Annotated in this window: 16 protein-coding genes; 7 read left to right on the plus strand and 9 right to left on the minus strand. The window is 42.9% G+C overall.

Annotation, left to right across the window (positions count from 1 at the left end):
• Positions 1-42 precede the first annotated feature (42 nt).
• Positions 43-504 carry a universal stress protein gene (locus tag NYR25_01625; GenBank protein UWF34132.1) on the minus strand — a complete coding sequence of 154 codons (462 nt, stop codon included), beginning with the start codon at positions 502-504 and terminating at the stop codon, positions 43-45.
• Between the two features lie 224 nt (positions 505-728).
• On the opposite strand from NYR25_01625, the gene NYR25_01630 reads away from it, so the two are divergent.
• Positions 729-1,601 (plus strand): ROK family protein, encoded by an 873-nt coding sequence (locus tag NYR25_01630; protein ID UWF34133.1) that lies wholly within the window; start codon positions 729-731, stop codon positions 1,599-1,601.
• A gap of 130 nt (positions 1,602-1,731) precedes the next feature.
• Here NYR25_01630 and NYR25_01635 read toward each other — a convergent pair whose 3' ends face one another.
• The gene (locus tag NYR25_01635) at positions 1,732-2,469 is read right to left on the minus strand and encodes a DUF554 domain-containing protein (protein UWF34134.1); all 738 of its coding nucleotides are present in this window, start codon (positions 2,467-2,469) and stop codon (positions 1,732-1,734) included.
• 118 nt (positions 2,470-2,587) lie between these two features.
• Here NYR25_01635 and NYR25_01640 point away from each other — a divergent pair, with 118 nt between their 5' ends.
• Positions 2,588-3,514 (plus strand): LysR family transcriptional regulator, encoded by a 927-nt coding sequence (locus NYR25_01640; protein UWF34135.1) that lies wholly within the window; start codon positions 2,588-2,590, stop codon positions 3,512-3,514.
• A gap of 45 nt (positions 3,515-3,559) precedes the next feature.
• On the opposite strand, the gene NYR25_01645 is transcribed toward NYR25_01640, so the two are convergent.
• Positions 3,560-4,423 (minus strand): NAD(P)-dependent oxidoreductase, encoded by an 864-nt coding sequence (locus NYR25_01645; GenBank protein ID UWF34136.1) that lies wholly within the window; start codon positions 4,421-4,423, stop codon positions 3,560-3,562.
• A gap of 125 nt (positions 4,424-4,548) precedes the next feature.
• On the opposite strand from NYR25_01645, the gene NYR25_01650 reads away from it, so the two are divergent.
• From NYR25_01650 to NYR25_01660, 3 genes are read left to right on the plus strand one after another with little or no spacing between them, the layout of a single operon-like run.
• A complete protein-coding gene (locus NYR25_01650) occupies positions 4,549-5,013 on the plus strand; it encodes a hypothetical protein (protein UWF34137.1) in 465 nt (154 codons plus the stop codon).
• A 13-nt stretch (positions 5,014-5,026) separates the two neighbouring features.
• Positions 5,027-5,701 (plus strand): L,D-transpeptidase, encoded by a 675-nt coding sequence (locus NYR25_01655; GenBank protein ID UWF34138.1) that lies wholly within the window; start codon positions 5,027-5,029, stop codon positions 5,699-5,701.
• A complete protein-coding gene (locus tag NYR25_01660; GenBank protein UWF34139.1) occupies positions 5,688-5,918 on the plus strand; it encodes a hypothetical protein in 231 nt (76 codons plus the stop codon). The genes NYR25_01655 and NYR25_01660 overlap by 14 nt, the downstream gene beginning before the upstream one ends.
• Before the next feature lie 36 nt (positions 5,919-5,954).
• On the opposite strand, the gene NYR25_01665 is transcribed toward NYR25_01660, so the two are convergent.
• The 3 genes from NYR25_01665 to NYR25_01675 form a co-directional block, all read right to left on the minus strand.
• Positions 5,955-6,599 carry a VTT domain-containing protein gene (locus NYR25_01665; protein UWF34140.1) on the minus strand — a complete coding sequence of 215 codons (645 nt, stop codon included), beginning with the start codon at positions 6,597-6,599 and terminating at the stop codon, positions 5,955-5,957.
• Positions 6,600-6,935: 336 nt separating this feature from the next.
• The gene (locus tag NYR25_01670) at positions 6,936-7,787 is read right to left on the minus strand and encodes an SAM-dependent methyltransferase (protein UWF34141.1); all 852 of its coding nucleotides are present in this window, start codon (positions 7,785-7,787) and stop codon (positions 6,936-6,938) included.
• 3 nt (positions 7,788-7,790) lie between these two features.
• Positions 7,791-8,210 carry a helix-turn-helix domain-containing protein gene (locus NYR25_01675; GenBank protein ID UWF34142.1) on the minus strand — a complete coding sequence of 140 codons (420 nt, stop codon included), beginning with the start codon at positions 8,208-8,210 and terminating at the stop codon, positions 7,791-7,793.
• Between the two features lie 174 nt (positions 8,211-8,384).
• Here NYR25_01675 and NYR25_01680 point away from each other — a divergent pair, with 174 nt between their 5' ends.
• Positions 8,385-9,317: an alpha/beta hydrolase gene (locus NYR25_01680; GenBank protein ID UWF34143.1), complete on the plus strand. Its 933-nt coding sequence runs from the start codon at positions 8,385-8,387 to the stop codon at positions 9,315-9,317.
• 109 nt (positions 9,318-9,426) lie between these two features.
• Here NYR25_01680 and NYR25_01685 read toward each other — a convergent pair whose 3' ends face one another.
• Together NYR25_01685 and NYR25_01690 are read right to left on the minus strand one after the other, a co-directional pair.
• A complete protein-coding gene (locus NYR25_01685) occupies positions 9,427-11,403 on the minus strand; it encodes a sodium:proton antiporter (GenBank protein UWF34144.1) in 1,977 nt (658 codons plus the stop codon).
• A 92-nt stretch (positions 11,404-11,495) separates the two neighbouring features.
• Positions 11,496-12,452 (minus strand): nucleoside hydrolase, encoded by a 957-nt coding sequence (locus tag NYR25_01690; GenBank protein UWF34145.1) that lies wholly within the window; start codon positions 12,450-12,452, stop codon positions 11,496-11,498.
• A 160-nt stretch (positions 12,453-12,612) separates the two neighbouring features.
• Between NYR25_01690 and NYR25_01695 the strand changes: the two genes are divergently transcribed.
• The gene (locus NYR25_01695; protein UWF34146.1) at positions 12,613-13,596 is read left to right on the plus strand and encodes an NAD(P)/FAD-dependent oxidoreductase; all 984 of its coding nucleotides are present in this window, start codon (positions 12,613-12,615) and stop codon (positions 13,594-13,596) included.
• A 223-nt stretch (positions 13,597-13,819) separates the two neighbouring features.
• Here NYR25_01695 and NYR25_01700 read toward each other — a convergent pair whose 3' ends face one another.
• Positions 13,820-15,976 (minus strand): LTA synthase family protein, encoded by a 2,157-nt coding sequence (locus NYR25_01700; protein ID UWF34147.1) that lies wholly within the window; start codon positions 15,974-15,976, stop codon positions 13,820-13,822.
• Positions 15,977-16,006: the final 30 nt, after the last annotated feature.

Raw genomic sequence — 16,006 nt, forward strand, 5'->3', positions numbered from 1 at the left:
AACGATCCATAAAATTATGGACCGCTTTTTTTACATACTTAATTATTTTTTGGCCTTCTTTTCGGGTTTAACTACTAGCACGTCGCACACGGCGTTCCGACTTACGTAAGTAGCAACTGAACCAACCATTAAACGTTCTAAAGCATTTAGACCAGTAGAACCAATCATAATTAATTCGTTTTTGTGATCCTTTGGAAATTCACGAGCAATTACCGGCTTAGGATTACCAAAGCGGATATGAATGCTAACGTCGGTAACCCCAGCATCTTCAGCTCTTTTCTTTAGTTCTTCTAAGCGATGTTGGACGTCTTCAGAAAGCTTGTAGATTACATCTCCACTAACCGCTCCACCATACGTGTCACTAAATTGGTTAACTTCTAAGACATTTAGGATATCTAGATGAGTGTTATTCCGTTTAGCAACCTCAATTGCCCGGTCAACGACAACCTCAGTCATTTTTGAACCGTCAACAGGCGCCAAGATATTTTTGTATTGTTGTAGCATGTTCCCACCATCCAATCATCATTTCTTATACTAATAATATCATTTTCGCAATCAATTGTAAGCCTTTTTACCTTTAAATTCTGGATATTTTCGCTTTAGCGAAGGCCAAAAAATAAAAAATGAAATCGTTTTATTATAACGCCCGAAACAGTGGTATATTGGTATGGTAAACGGGTAACGGGGCGAATTAACCCCGTACTAATCTGAATTAGGGGAGATACATAATGTTATTGGGTAGTATTGAAGCCGGCGGTACCAAGTTTGTGTGTGCCGTGGGAAACGAAAATTATCAAGTGCAGGATCAAACGCAATTTCCAACCACTACGCCAGAAGAAACATTGCAACGGACGGTTGATTACTTTAAGCAGTTTGACATTGCGGCGTTAAGCATTGCTTCGTTCGGACCAATTGAAATCCGGCATAGTTCACCAAAATATGGTTACGTAACCACAACGCCTAAGCCAGGCTGGGCCGATACGGATTTTGTTGGCTACATTAAAAAGGCATTTGATATTCCAATCTTTTGGACGACGGACGTTAATGGATCAGCTTATGGGGAGTACGTGATGGCCACCCTTGCTAACGAAAAAATCAACTCGTTAGCGTACTATACAATTGGAACCGGTGTCGGAGCGGGTGCCATTGTGGACGGGCGCTTAATCGGTGGAATTGGGCATCCCGAAATGGGACACGTGCTGGTTAAACGGCATCCCGATGACTTAGATTTTAAGGGCGTATGCCCGTACCACGGGGATTGTTTGGAAGGTTTAGTTGCCGGGCCAACTTTTGAAGCCCGTTTGGGAATTAAGGGAGCGGAAGTGCCCCATACGAACCCGGTTTGGGACATTATGGCTTATTACACGGCGCAAGCAGCCATCCAGACGACCCTCACGCTACGTCCAGGAAAGATTGTGTTTGGTGGTGGGGTAACTAACCCCGACTTCTTGGAAAAGGTGCGGAAATCATTTAAGAAGCTGTTAAACGGCTATGTACAAGTCCCCGACTTGGATAAGTACATTGTGATGCCAGAAGTGGCTAATAATGGTTCGGCTACCCTGGGTAACTTTGCGTTAGCTGAAAAGTTGTTAGAAGTTTAACAACTTAAATTTAGTCGCATAAATAACGATGAAAAATAAAATAGTCGCCTAGCTACCACAACTCTAGCGGTAACTAAGCGACTATTTTTGTACTGAGTGTTTAGAGCGTTTTTTAGATGGACTAATTTGCCTACAATAACGGCAAAATCACGTTCATCCATAACCAAGAAATTGGCATGATGACGATCATAATCGGAATCATGTCGGCAGTCGGAAACATCTTGACTTGAATAATCCGAAAACCGCTCGCTAACATTAAAACTCCGCCTCCAGCTTTAAAGTCCAAGATCATGTCCGGAGTGGTTAAGGGGAAGATTACGTGGGCGGCTAGGAATAAGACGGTTAGAATGATTAAGAGTGGGACCGCAATTAGAGAAACTACAAAGCCCAGGTTGGCCGCAAAAATTAATGCCGTAAAGAAATCCAAAATGGCTTTGGAAATCAAAATTGACGGATCGCCACTCATTCCTTCAATCAAGGAACCGTAAATACCAGTACCACTAGCACAAAAAAGGACGATGACGGTAACTAAATTAGCGTCATAAGTAATCTTGTCTAAACTACCGTTACCCGCTTTATTGGAGGGGAGTAAGCGTGAAATTAAGCGTTGCATATTTTCTGCACCCCGGTTAATCAACACGCCGAGTCGGAATAGGAGACCCAATCCAGTTCCGATGATTACCGCAAAAATCACTGCGGCAAGGTTTTTCATGGGGGCGATGGCATAAATTCCCATGGTCATGGAACAAATCCCAAAGGCCATGTTTAGTCCTTCTTTAAATCGTTCGGACATTGCCTCACCACTCAAGGCTCCAATAATGCCCCCAAAGAAAATTGCTAAAACGTTAACTATGATTCCAATCGGCAAATTAAGTCCTCCCTCATTTTTTTACTCACAAATGATTAGTTTAGTCATTGACTCGAAAAAGCGCAATTCCTTTTTATGTGCTAAAATATTCCAAATAGGAATAGTTCGGGAGAAAGTAATGGATACTAAAAAATTAACAACGTTGGTCGATTTAGCTGAAACCCAAAGTTACAGCGAAAGTGCGGAAAGGCTATTTTTATCGCAGTCAACCGTGTCAAAACACATTATGGCTTTAGAACGGGAATGGGACGTTAAGCTCTTTTCCCGTGCTCACCGCCAAGTGCAGTTGACTGCGGCGGGTAAAAAGATTTTGCCCGCGGTGCGAAAGTTATTGCGGCAAGAAAAAGAGCTACAAACCACGGTGGCAATCGCAAGTGCAAACCACGCTCAGACGCTGGTTATTCACGGAATTGCTTCTATTGCGCAATACCAAGCTTTCAATATCATTACCAAATTTACTAGCCAGTATCCGAACGTAAAGTTGAAGTTCAGCGAAGCTGAGGTACAGGACCTAAACGAGGATTTAGAACGACAGGACGTTGACGTAATTTTTACTCGAATTTACGAGGATAACGATCCACGCTATGACACAATCGTTAACGAAGCGGACCATTACGTGGTGTTAGTGCCCAAAAGCAGTCCGTTGGCGCAAGCTAAACAACTAAGCATCGAGATGATCAAGGATCAACAACTGCTTTTACTCCGAAACACGGTTACCGTTGCGAACCCGTTGAACGAAATTTTAAAACGCTCGTTAATTACCCCGCGGATTGTGTATGAAGGACAGCGGATTGAACTGATTTTAGAAATGTTAAATCAGGGGCTAGGAGTTTCGGTAGTAATGAATAAATCGTTTGATTTGACGGGATTTGATAACGTTAAGGCTGTGCCACTAGTTCCCGAAATCTGTAGCCGGCTAGTTTTCTTAAAAAGAAGGGACCGCACTGCGCCGGTGGTTAATTTGTTTTGGGATTTCGCTAAACGGGAAATTGAGCAAGCGCAAAATAGCAACAAACTAGACCTAAAAAACACCCCTCATAACTAAGGTAAGCACCTAGTTATGAGGGGCGTTTAATTAAGTAATTACGGGTTATTTCCACCATAGTTTGATTAAGGCTTGGGTACCGTCGTCCCCAAGACCTTGAGCATTAACTAAATTGTCGTAAAGCTGGGTAGCTAAGCGAGTGGCTGGTAAATCAATATGCATTCGTTTAGCTTCGGTTAAGGTGATGTTGAGATCCTTTAAAAAGTGTTTAGCAAAGAAACCTGGCGTGTAATCATCCTTAAGAATCCGAGGGACGTAATTGTCGAGGCTCCAGTTATCGGCACTCCCATGGGAAACGGTGTCCAAAACTTTTTGTAAGTCTAAATTGGCGGCCTTCGCGTAAACCAACATTTCGGTTAGACCAGTCATTGTGCCGGCAATCATGATTTGGTTAGCCATCTTAGCGTGTTGTCCAGTTCCAAAGCTTCCGAAGTAATTAGCGGCTTGTGAAATTTCGGGGAAGAGGGGTTTCATTTTTTCGAACGCTTCCTTATGTCCACCGGCCATGACGGTTAAGGTAGCGTTTTTAGCGCCAATATCGCCGCCAGAAACGGGTGCATCAAGCGCTAACGCCCCGATTTCTTCGGCGCGGTGACCAATTTCTTCAGCAAGGGTCGGTGAACTAGTGGTCATATCCACAATTAACTGATCAGCTTTCAACGTTGTAAAAATTCCGTTATCCCCAAAGTAAATTTCCTTAACGTCCTGTGGAAAACCAACCATGGTAATGACGATGGGTGCTTGGGTGGTCAACTGGGCGGGCGAGTCGACCCAAATTGCCCCGTGATCAATTACTTCTTGGGCGTGGGCCTTAGTCCGGTTGTAGACAAAGACCTGGTGATGGTGCTTTAACAGGTTATTAATAATTCCCGTACCCATTACTCCTGTACCAATAAATCCAATTTTCATGTGAACTACCTCCTAACTTTAATCGTGCGCGTTAAATAAGCGCAATGGGAAAACAATGTATGTATGTAAAAAACGAGTTATGAATGTTAAACTCTTATTTAGAAACTTAACTAGTGAGGGATAAAATGAAAATTCTAGCCAACGACGTGATTCAAACCTTAAAAGCGGGAGACTTTGCTAGTCAAACGTTTAAAATCGGAAAAGCAACGCTTAAGAAAGCTGATGGGACCGGCGCAAATGAGGCGTTTGATTACTTAAAATCGGCGGTTGACCAACATGGGATTGCCGAAGCGGTCATTAACGTCAATAAGGACGTGGTGATTAAGCTACAATCGAACGTGATTAACCTACCGCTATTATACCCCGCGGCTGTAGAAAAATTAACCGAAGCTGATCAAAATTACGATTTGAACGTATACGCAGTCATCGAAGCTGAAAAGATTAATTCTTCTCATTTACGAATTGATCAGATTGGCACGGCGGATGATTTGCTAAATGATAACCCGGATTTGCGTCTAAACTTCCGGGACTGGGTCAAAGAACAGTTTGAACGCTTAGATCAACCAGCTGCAAAATCGGCCACCGAATAGCAGGAGGGAGATTATGAAAAGAAGATTTGAATTGATTATTGGTTTGGCAATCGTCTTGTTTGTTGGGGCGGTTTTCGTTAGTGCACGGGCATACCATAAGCAGGTTCGCCACGAGGCTAAGGTTGAATTGCAAAAATCAGCTAAGAAAAAGGCCTTGCCTAAAAGTTCTGGTAAAGATACGGGGTTAGCTGGGGACGAGGCCCCCACGGCGGAAACTGCGAAAGCGTCTACCAAGGCAAAAATGAATCCGGTAAACTGGAAAAAGTCTTCGCAGAAAAATGATTATCCGGATTTAGACAATCATCCCCAGGCCTATTTAAAAGTTTCCATTCCTAAGCAACGGGTTTACGTAATGGACGGAAAAAAGGTCTTGTATACCATGTATGCGTCAACTGGGTCTAAGGATAGTCCGACGCCAACCGGAACTTTCCACATCCAAAAAGAACGGGGCGATTTCTTCTATAATGCCGCTTCTAAAGAAGGTGCTAAATATTGGGTCTCGTTTAAGGATCACGGGATTTACCTTTTCCACACCGTTCCGACGGATAAGAATGGCAAATTTATCCCCAAAGAAGCACAACAATTGGGTAAGGAAGCTCAGTCACATGGCTGTGTAAGGTTATCGGTTCCAGATGCAAAGTGGATTTATAAGAACGTTCCGGAGGGTATGAAAGTTGAAATACATTAAGATAATTCAAGAATGGTTACACCGGCCGCGGCATTTTCTTGTAGAAGTAGAGTGGGGGCTAGGTCTTTTACTAGGTTTGCTACTAGTGGTGAAGATTATTGGCCGTTTAGTTTTGCACACTACCTTCATTAGCTTTGGCACCATCCTAGGTGTGATGGTACTTTACCTAATAATTGTTTTTGGCTTACGTGCCGTGGAAATTAAATTACGCAAATAAAAAAAAGACGGGTTCTTTGAGCCACCGGATAAGTTACTAGGTGGCATCGGTTTGAACCCGTCTTTTTATTTTGCGCCAAATTAATTCAATCATGAACGGAACAAAAATTAGCATTAAGAAAATTAAGGTGAAGTATTGACGAACGAAGGTGGTGCGACCGAAAAAGTAACCGGCAAAGCAGCAAGTTAACACCCACAACAACACGCCAGCAAAGTTAAGCTTATTGAAACGGCGCCAATCCATCTGGGTCGTTCCCGCAATAATGGGAACAAACAACCCCACGAAGGGGATGAACCGGGAAAAGACCAGCGATTTTTTAGTATTCTTATCAAATAGCTTTTGAGTTTGGTCCAGTTGGGGAGAATCACTGATTTTTTGGGCAATTTTATTTTTTGATTCCAAATTCACGCCATACCAGTACTTCACCATGGCTCCCGTGGTTGCGGCAGCGATGAAGGTTAGTAACAACAAAAAGATGTTGAGATGGGTTGGCGCCGTGGCAGCAATTGTGCCGGTTAAAAATAAAACTGATTGCCCTGGTAAAAATGAAAAGAAAATAAAAGCAGTTTCTAAAAATATCCAAATAAATAAAATCAGGTAAACCCACTGATTTAATTGCGTCGTTAAGGGGGTTAGGTAAGCTAACGGATGAACTAAAAATCCCCATACTAAATTTAGCATCGTACACCTCCTTGTCGTTTTGTGGTAGTCTCATGATAGAGTTTTTTAGGCAAGATTGCAATTTTTAGGCCCGAGTTGGTTGTTGTACAATCATTTTTGTGATACATTAGTTACATGCGATGAGTCGAGATGGGTCAGGCAGCTTCGGCTGTTTCGCTGCGGCGACTAGTGACCATTTCACCGGCACACATTAACTACCGGATTTTGTAGGTGTGGGTCAATTTGGGTGTGTGAGCCACTCAACGACCAATTCAGCAAAATTTTGCTGATGACCGGTTTATAAAAGACCATGACGTGATTTCGGTTGCGTCATGGTCTTTTTTTGTTCTCTTTTGTTTATTTGATTAGATATACCTGGTCGTGGATTAAATCAAACGGTTGAAAATGCTGGTTTAATTTAGCAGTGGCCTGTGGTTCAACTAGTTGAGCAGTTTGCCAAAACTCATTACTGTTGGTGGCCCCATTTTGTTCACCAATGCAAATCAATAGGGGCTGGTTAGGCAAGCTACGCAGCTTTTCCAAAACTTGAACGTCGATGTCCATCCCATCGGGCGCCCACGCCATAATTACGTAGTCAACTTGCGTACCATACTTTTCGATGGCGGCTAAAGCATCTAGTGGTTCTACTTCGGTTACTAAATGGCGGCCCGTTTCGTTTTCGGACTGCCAAGCAAGCGAATCCGTAGCGATTACGGGTTGATCTTTCATCCGTAAGCCATGACTGATATAGCCATTTCCCGCCATAATTTCTAAGGTTGGACGTCCAGCTAAATAGGCGGTCAGATCGTTAATTAACGGAGCGGAAACGTAAGCCCACATTCCGTATTTTTCTTCTAAGAAATCCCGGTACGAGCGTAAAAGCTTATCCAGCTTAGGAAGCTCCCGGGTCAGCTTTTCCCAAAGGTGGTCGCCACGGGGGTCGCCCAGTGGGTAACGCTCTTTAAGGTGGTTAAAAATTTGTTCTTGAACGTCGTCAGGTAATTCTAAAAGTGGTAATTGTTGGGGCAACAAGTTTTGCCGAACCAAACGCTCGCTTTCCAATACTTGATTGATTAAAAAAACGATTGAGCCGTAGTCTTTAAACAATTCCCGGTAGTTGGTTAACTGGCGAAGGTAGCGATCAGAGGGCTGCGCTGTTTGCGCCTTTTTTAATTGTCGCCGCAGCTTTTTCAATTTTTTCGGGTTCATTACTTAGTCATCGTTCCTTTTCTGCCAATTTAAATCAAGCTCTTCTTGTTCCGTGGACGAGTTAATTGGGCGCCGCTTCTTGCCGTGGAAGTAACCGTTGATTAATTGAAAAACTTCATAACGGTCGTCACTGCTTAACGTTTTATGATCAAAGCTTAATTGACGGCCAGATAGGAATAATTTGCTTAAATCATAGGCGTTAAGTGCGGAGCGGCCACATAAGTAGTCCATGCTAACGTCGAAATATTCGGCTAATTTTTTTACTTCTAGGTAGGACGGGGTCCGAATGCCCCGTTCCCAATTCCCAATTTGGTTAGCAGTATTTGGATTTTCATCCGGGAATAATTCATTTAATTCTTGGGCAAGCACCTCCAAAGTGATGTGTTTACCGTGGCGTAAAGCGCGCAAACGTTCTGGAAACATAGACCGTCCTCCTGTGAATAATATTCTAGACCTATTTTAATACAGTTCGAGGGTATGCGACAAATTAAAGTAAATGTCACAAGTAAATTAGGGCAAAAATTGGGATTCGCTTAAATTTCCACCGGGACTAATTAAAAAACGCTATACTAAAAAAGTTGATTTAGGAGGATTACGATGAAAAAATTTTGGAAATGGCTTTTAGTGGTACTAGCGATTTTGCTCGTGGTGGATGTAGGTGCGGGCATGTACTTTTTCCACGTTGCGGAAGTTCGTGGTACCAAAAGTTTTATTAATAACGACGGGAAAATCACTAAAAATGATCCGTTGCGAACTCAGAAATTGTGGTACCAACGGGTGAAGAAGGAAAAGTGGACGATGAAATCGGCAACGGACGATTTAAAGTTGGAAGCTTATTACATTCCAGCAGCCCATCCCACAAACAAAACGGTCATTTTAGCGCATGGTTTTCTACAAAATAAAGACGGTGAAGGCGCCCCGGCAGCCATGTTTCATGATTTAGGATACAACGTGTTGGCTCCGGATGACCGCGCTCACGGCAAGAGTGAGGGAAAGCTAATTGGGTACGGTTGGTTAGACCGACGTGATTACATCAAATGGATGCAAAAACTGTTGCGTGAGAAAGGTGCAAATCAAAAGTTGGTGATGTACGGGGTTAGCATGGGAGGCGCAACCACGATGATGCTTAGTGGTGAGCCCGACGTTCCGCACCAAGTAAAGGCGTATATCGAGGATTGTGGCTATACGAGCGTGGAAGATGAAATTACTTATCAAGCCAAATCAATGTACCACCTCCCCAAATGGCCACTGGTGCCGACGGTCAGTTTAATTTCGAAGATTCGGGCGGGCTACAGTTATGGCGAAGCTAGTGCTATGAAGCAATTGGCCAAAAACCACAAACCAATGCTGTTTATTCACGGCGGTAAGGATGATTTCGTCCCTACTAAAATGATTGACCAATTGTACGCGGCCACAAAGGGACCAAAAGAAAAGTACGTGGTAAAGAATGCGGGACACGCCAAGGCAATGCAAGCGGACTATCAGCAATACCGTGACCGGGTTAAAAACTTTTTAGAGAAAAATGTTTAACCCAAGTTTTTAACCGGGAGCTGTTGAAAACTAGCAAATTACAGATAAATTAAAAAGAAAAAGGGTCTTAAAAGAATCGTTTTAAACGACAATTCTTTTAAGACTCTTTTTACGCGTAGATATAATCGTTTTGCATATAAATCCACTCATCGTTAGCAACCTGTTCGTATAGGAGGTTAGCTAATTCTCGAGAAATGTTTTGTTTAGCTAACTGGTTTTGAATAAAGTTGTATTCATTTTGAAAGGCACTAATAAAGAGTTCTTCTTGAATCCGATTGGCCTGTTTGTTATTTTGCAACCGCCGGTGTCGCTCACGATAATAACTTTCAATCCAATGAACTTCTGCTTGGTTATCATCATTAATCTGGTTGCGTAATTCCTCTAAGATTCGGGGGATGATTTTAGCCTCCACGGCAGCAATGTCATCACGAGCAATTTTAATTTTTCGTTTGATGGTTTGGTTATTAACGTGGACGGGTTTATGCCGGATCCGGTGTTTCAACCGGATGAAGGAATACTTGATCCGGTACAAAATCTGGTAGAACAGCGATTGCCGAAGTTGGTAACTTTGGAAAAAGGTCATCCGCTCGTATAGAGTTTGTAACTTCGAACTAATTTCGCCCCGGTCCACCATTTCTTGCAGCAACCGTTCTTCTAAATTAAAGCATTTTTGTAGTAATTTAAAAATTGTTCGTCGTTTAGGCCGTTGGAACATCGACTCTTGGCTTTGCAAGGTGGCGATAACGGCTTGCGTTTCAATCGGGTCCTCATTAGCTTCCTTAACCCGCTGGATAGCGTAGTTGATCATCTGCTGCCGGTATTTGCTAATGTCATCGTTGCTGTAAGAGACGGTCTTCTTAGGCAATACGAGCGGTAAGATAATGCTGGGAACGCATAAACTAAGGACAATCACTGTAGCAGCGATAAAAATTAGGTCGTTACGAAACGGAAAATCCGCCTTTTTAAAAACTAATGGAATCGAGAAAGCCATCGCTAGGGTAATGGTACCGTGAATTCCGTTGATGGCAATCAAGAAGTGGTTAAGTAACCGTTCTTGTGGTCGAATCCGGATACTAGCCAGCCGTAAACTTACCCAGACGTAACGGATCACAATCATGGTAACGTATAAAACAATTCCAATTAAAATTAAATCCGTTAACGAAGCTACTTGCCGGTTGTTATTAACAATGTCGTAGATTACGGTAGGTAGCGAAACTCCTAACAGGATAAAAACAAACCCGTTTAGTAATTCGTTTAAATTTTCGGTAGTAGTTTTAGAAACCAACTGAATTTTAGTCGAAGTTAAGCGTAAAAATGGGGTTTGGGTGCTTTGAACTAATCCCGCGGCAACCACGGCTAAGATTCCTGAAGTCCCACAAAGTTCAGCAGCTAAGTAGATGGCAAAGGGTTTGATTAAGTTAATGGGGACCACAATGTTGGCGTCGTCGATATTAGATTCAATTAGTAGGAATTGAAGGCGTAAAAATACCCAACCAATTATCCAGCCAATTATTAAACCACCCAAAAATACGTATAAGTAATCAAAAAAACTTAGCAGGGGTGAAAAGCGGCCGGTTTGAAAGGCTGCCAAAGCTAGGTCAAAAGCTACGATACCACTGGCGTCGTTAAACAAAGATTCGTTTTTCAAGTTAAGCATCGCGTCTGGGGGGATTTCTAAATTGTCAGTGACGGACGAGACGGCCACCGCATCGGTAGGGGTGATAATGGCTGCTAGGGCAAACGCTAGCGCAAGGGGAATGTGGGGAAGCATTAAGTAACTTAAATAACCCACGCCTAAGATGGTTGTTAAAGCCAGTCCTACCGCTAACGAGAACGTGTTACCAATCGTTAGCTTTAATTTGGTAATGTCGGTACTAGCACCATCATGGAACATCAACGGTGCAATAATTGCCAGCATGAATATTTCGGGTTCGAGAACAAAGTGGTTGAAATTGGGGACAAATGATAACAATAATCCCACTAAGATTTGAACGATTGCCCGGGGAAGAAACTTAATCCGGTAGTCCAAAATATTCGCCACGATAACCGCCAACATCAAGGTCAAGATGAAGAATAAAACGTCCAAAGTGAGCCCTCCTTTCGTTATTTTATGTTAATTAGCGTAACAAAAAAACGCGAAAAAATCGATTTTCGCGTTTTTTATTAGTAATAATTTCATTATTTGTTGAATAAGTTAGTTAAGTACTTCATGAAACGTTGGAGGTAACGGTCAGCATCGACGTTAATGGCGACGTTGACGTTAGGTTCTGGATCAGTTAAGCGAGCAGGGTCGCCAATTGTACGACCCCACATGGCATCAGTAGTGTCCACAAACATGTTTAGGGCTAAGGTTTGAACCAAGCTTGGGTCTAAGGCCACGCCGACCGCTAGCGGATCGTGAAGGGCACAGCCGCCAAGGTGAGGGCTAGTGATTTTATAAACGTCAATGTAATAGTCAACGATGTCGGCAAATTTGCTTCCAGCATTGGTACCTAAGTCACGCCATTGTTGGGTTTCTTTTTTTGTAAGCAACGTTCTTAGGGTGACGTCTAAACCAACCATGGTGAGGTTCTTTTGACGAGTGAAGACTTCATTAGCTGCATGTGGATCTTGGTTAATGTTGGCTTCAGCTACGGGGGACACATTTCCTGGAACGGTCAGGGCGCCACCCATTAAGGTAACTTTGCCAATCAAACTGGTGATTTCCGGATCCTTCCGAATTGCTGCGGCTAGGTTAGTCAACGGACCAGTAGGAACTAAGATTAAGTCCGAGTTGTACTGGTGAGCAGCTTCAATCAAGAAGTCGATTCCCGACTGTTTTTCCAGCGGACGTTGTGGGGTGGGAAGATCCACTTCACCAATCCCGTTTTTTCCGTGAATTTGTGCGCTAATTGGCATTACTTCAAAGTGGTCGGTCGTTTGGGAATGTTCGTCACCTAAGAAAACGGGGATGTCAGTGTGTCCGAGTAATTCAAGGATTTTCAAACTGTTAATCCCTGCATCAGGTGTTAGTACGTTACCGTACGTGGAAATAATACCAATCAAATCAACGTCTGGAGCAGCTAGCGCGTAGGCAATCGCCATTGCGTCATCAATACCAGTGTCGAGATCTAGAATCATTTTTTTACTTGCCAAAAGAACCCCTCCGTTAAATAAACGTTTATGTACTGTATTACAAATTAATCATACGAAACTCATTGTTAAAAAACAATGCTTGGCTTTCTTTTTTGCGAAAGAAACTGTTAAGATAATTAGTAAACTAAAAAATTATTGTGCTAAAAGGGAAGTATAAATCATGGCTGAAATATATGACATTACGATTGTGGGCGGCGGTCCCGCAGGGTTGTTTGCGGGTTTTTACGCGGGGATGCGAACCGCCAAAACGCAAATTATCGAAAGTTTACCTCAAGTGGGTGGGCAAGCGGCAGCCTTATACCCAGAAAAGGTCATCTATGACGTGGGTGGCTATGCGGGCGTGAAAGCGGCTGATTTAGCTAAGTCACTAGAGCAGCAAACTCGTTTGGTAAACGTACCGATTCGACTTAACGAAACGGTCACCAATATCACGCCTAACGGGGACATCTACGAAGTGGAAACCAACAAGGCGAAGTATCAGTCACGTTCAATTTTGTTAGCGACTGGAAACGGGGCGTTTAACCCGCGCAAATTGGCGGTGAAGGGCCTTGAAAAATTAGAAGGGGACAAGATTTTTTACCACGTTCCGGAATTAGCGCAGTTCAAGGATCAAGACGTGTTGGTTGCCGGCGGTGGTGACTCCGCGATTGACGTGGCGTTGATGCTCGAGGAGGTGGCCCACCAAGTTAGCTTGGTACACCGTCGGGAACAATTCCGCGGGCTTGAACTAAGTGTGCAAAAGTTGAAGGACTCTTCGGTAGAAATTTTAACGCCTTTCCTAATTCACGACGTTCGGGAAGAAGACGCGGGCGTAGCGGTGGACTTAAAGGAAGTTGGCACGGAAGAGTTAACGACCCGGAAGTTTAACCAAGTGGTGGTTAACTACGGATTTACGTCGAGTAATAAAATTATTAAGCAATGGGACGTGGAGTTAGAGCAAGAACACCGCATGTTTGCGGTAGACCATCTCATGAAAACAAATTTGCCAAACGTTTATGCAATTGGTGACGGAATCGAATATCCAGGAAAATTAAGGCTGATTGCAACGGCGTTTGGGGAGGGCCCGCTGGCGGTGGACCAGATTATGAAGCAATTGTATCCAGGAAAGAGGGGCCCGGTTCATAGTACGTCGATGTTTAAGTGATAGAGCGTAGAAATCCCCGGGTAGCTCTTGAGGACTAACAGAATTAAGGCATTAATCGTGGTTTTAGTGATTGATGCCTTAATTTGGTTAGCCGGAGAGAGCTGGGATTTTTCACGCGTTTTGGCTACATAGCAGTAGAATGCCGAAATTAACTAAACCAAACCACAAAAAAAGAGGATTTTCAGTTGCATCACGCAACGAAAATCCTCTTTTAAATTTAAAATCAGCTACCATTTGAATCCGGATTAGTAATCTTAATCCGATTTTCACTGGTTGACTTATGGTTTACTTCAGGCGCGTCAGTTTTATAAAGGTCTTCCAACGACTTATCTTGATTACGCGAATACATTGAAGTAGATTTCAACTTCAACTTATCCTCAATCTTGATGGCTTTGTCCAAACCATCAGAATAGTTGTAATCCGCGGAATTGACCTTCTTAAAGTCGGGATTCTTGTAGAAACGTAAAAGGTTCTTTTCATTCAAAGAATCCGACATTTCTAATTGTTTATGGGCAGCCTTACGATCCCTCTTAACCTTCTTTAAGAATGCATCACTAGGGTCGGTAATTTCGTTACCATTTTGGTCGTATAAGGTGTTGCCAATCGAACTATACGTAGGCGTTACAAAGTCATTATTGCGGAACGCCACCACTTGACTATGTTGTTTGGATAACAAGTCGGTACCAAATTGGATGTAGTTTTTAGTCGAAATTCCCAACAAGTGTAGGAGAGTTGGCAATACGTCAATTTCCCCTCCGTATTGGTTTTGAATTCCACCATCCTTCATTCCGGGGATGTGAATCATTAGGGGAACTCGTTGTAACTGAGCGTTATCCCAACTATTCCAGTTTTCGGTTGGGTTATCGCCAAATTGTTTAAAATGACTCGGATCTTGCGCAAAGGTTTTCGCTAAGGCTTTGTTGGATGAATTCGAAATCCCGTAATGGTCACCGTATAACACAATCATTGAATTATCGTACAATCCTGATTTTTTCAGGAAATTAAAGAATTCTTCAATGGATTGGTCAAGATAATTAGCAGTCTTGAAGTATCCGTCCACGGTGGCATCGCCAGTATCGGGAGTCTTAAAATCACTGTCTTCCGCGTCTAACGTGTACGGAATGTGATTACTTACGGTAATGTACTTAGCGTAAAACGGCTGTTGGAGATGCTGGAGATACTTCACGGAATCCTTGAACAATAGTTTATCCTTCAAACCGTAAGTAGTGGATTTATCCCCAGAAACGTCAAAATCACTAGCGGAGAAGAAGTTTTCGTAACCCATATTTTTATAAGTATTGTTGCGGTTCCAGAACGAAGCGGTATTACCATGGAAAACTGCAGAAGTATAGTTACCATGCTGTTTCAAAATTGCCGGCGCGGCCTGGAAAGTCTGATCCGAACCTAATTGGGCGAACAGGGATCCTTGAGGGGTCCCAAAAGTACTGGTTTCCAGCATGTTTTCCGCGTCACTGGTCTTTCCTTGACCAACTTGGTGGAAGAAGTTACTAAAGGAGTAGGTCGATTTACTATGGTAAATGCTATTCAGGAACGGGGTCACCGTCTGTCCTTCAACCTTATCGTCAATTAAAAATTGTTGGAAACTTTCTAGATGAATGATGATGACGTTTTTGCCCTTGGCCTTCCCGAAACTAACGTCGGATGGCTTGGCATAATGTTGTTTAACGTATTTTTCAATCGAAGTAAGTTCACTCTTTTTGGCCTCGGAACGCATCTTGATGTTGCGTTCCAACTGGACTCCATCATAAGCCGTAAAAGCGTCAATCCCCATATACTTAACCACGTACGAGCGGTCAAAAGTCCGGGTGATTAATTGAGGGCGGTCCATTTCGGCAAGCATAAGGTTAAACGCAAAGAATAAAATCCCTACCGAAGTGATTTGGAAACCGAATTTTTTCGGCAACGGATGGGGGTCCATCTTAATTTTCTTCAGAACTAATAGTAAAAAGATGACTAATAAGTCTAACCAATAAAAAATGTCGTGGAAGTTGGTTAACGACATTGAGCTTGCGCTAAGGCCTTGATTTACCTTGGAATATCCAAGCATCGTGTTAACGGTCATAAAGTCGGAAAATTCCCGAAAGTAGATTACGTTTAAGTAAAGTAAGACCGTATTAGCTAAATCTAAAAGCATTGCCGTCCAATAAAATGCACGCTTGGGTCGCACATAAAGGGCTAACCCAAAAATTATCATGGTGGTGGCAATGGGGTTGATTAGCAAAATGATCCACTGAAAAATACCAGACACCCCTAAGGAAATGTCGGTAAAGTAAGCGAATAAAGTTTTTAACCAAAATAGGACGCTGATCAGGATAAAGAACCCAAATCGCGTGTCGATTCTTGATTTAAGAGATTTCATTTTCAAAGACCTTTCAAAGTGCGTTCATTA

This window comes from Pediococcus acidilactici (assembly GCA_024970065.1).
GTDB classification, from domain to species: domain Bacteria; phylum Bacillota; class Bacilli; order Lactobacillales; family Lactobacillaceae; genus Pediococcus; species Pediococcus acidilactici_A.

Bases quoted from the DNA above. Each gene is read 5' to 3' on its own strand.
- NYR25_01625 (UWF34132.1), bottom strand. From the start codon at position 504: ATGCTACAACAATACAAAAATATCTTGGCGCCTGTTGACGGTTCAAAA.
- NYR25_01630 (UWF34133.1), top strand. From the start codon at position 729: ATGTTATTGGGTAGTATTGAAGCCGGCGGTACCAAGTTTGTGTGTGCC.
- NYR25_01640 (UWF34135.1), top strand. From the start codon at position 2,588: ATGGATACTAAAAAATTAACAACGTTGGTCGATTTAGCTGAAACCCAA.
- NYR25_01645 (UWF34136.1), bottom strand. From the start codon at position 4,423: ATGAAAATTGGATTTATTGGTACAGGAGTAATGGGTACGGGAATTATT.
- NYR25_01650 (UWF34137.1), top strand. From the start codon at position 4,549: ATGAAAATTCTAGCCAACGACGTGATTCAAACCTTAAAAGCGGGAGAC.
- NYR25_01655 (UWF34138.1), top strand. From the start codon at position 5,027: ATGAAAAGAAGATTTGAATTGATTATTGGTTTGGCAATCGTCTTGTTT.
- NYR25_01665 (UWF34140.1), bottom strand. From the start codon at position 6,599: ATGCTAAATTTAGTATGGGGATTTTTAGTTCATCCGTTAGCTTACCTA.
- NYR25_01670 (UWF34141.1), bottom strand. From the start codon at position 7,787: ATGAACCCGAAAAAATTGAAAAAGCTGCGGCGACAATTAAAAAAGGCG.
- NYR25_01675 (UWF34142.1), bottom strand. From the start codon at position 8,210: ATGTTTCCAGAACGTTTGCGCGCTTTACGCCACGGTAAACACATCACT.
- NYR25_01680 (UWF34143.1), top strand. From the start codon at position 8,385: ATGAAAAAATTTTGGAAATGGCTTTTAGTGGTACTAGCGATTTTGCTC.
- NYR25_01695 (UWF34146.1), top strand. From the start codon at position 12,613: ATGGCTGAAATATATGACATTACGATTGTGGGCGGCGGTCCCGCAGGG.
- NYR25_01700 (UWF34147.1), bottom strand. From the start codon at position 15,976: ATGAAATCTCTTAAATCAAGAATCGACACGCGATTTGGGTTCTTTATC.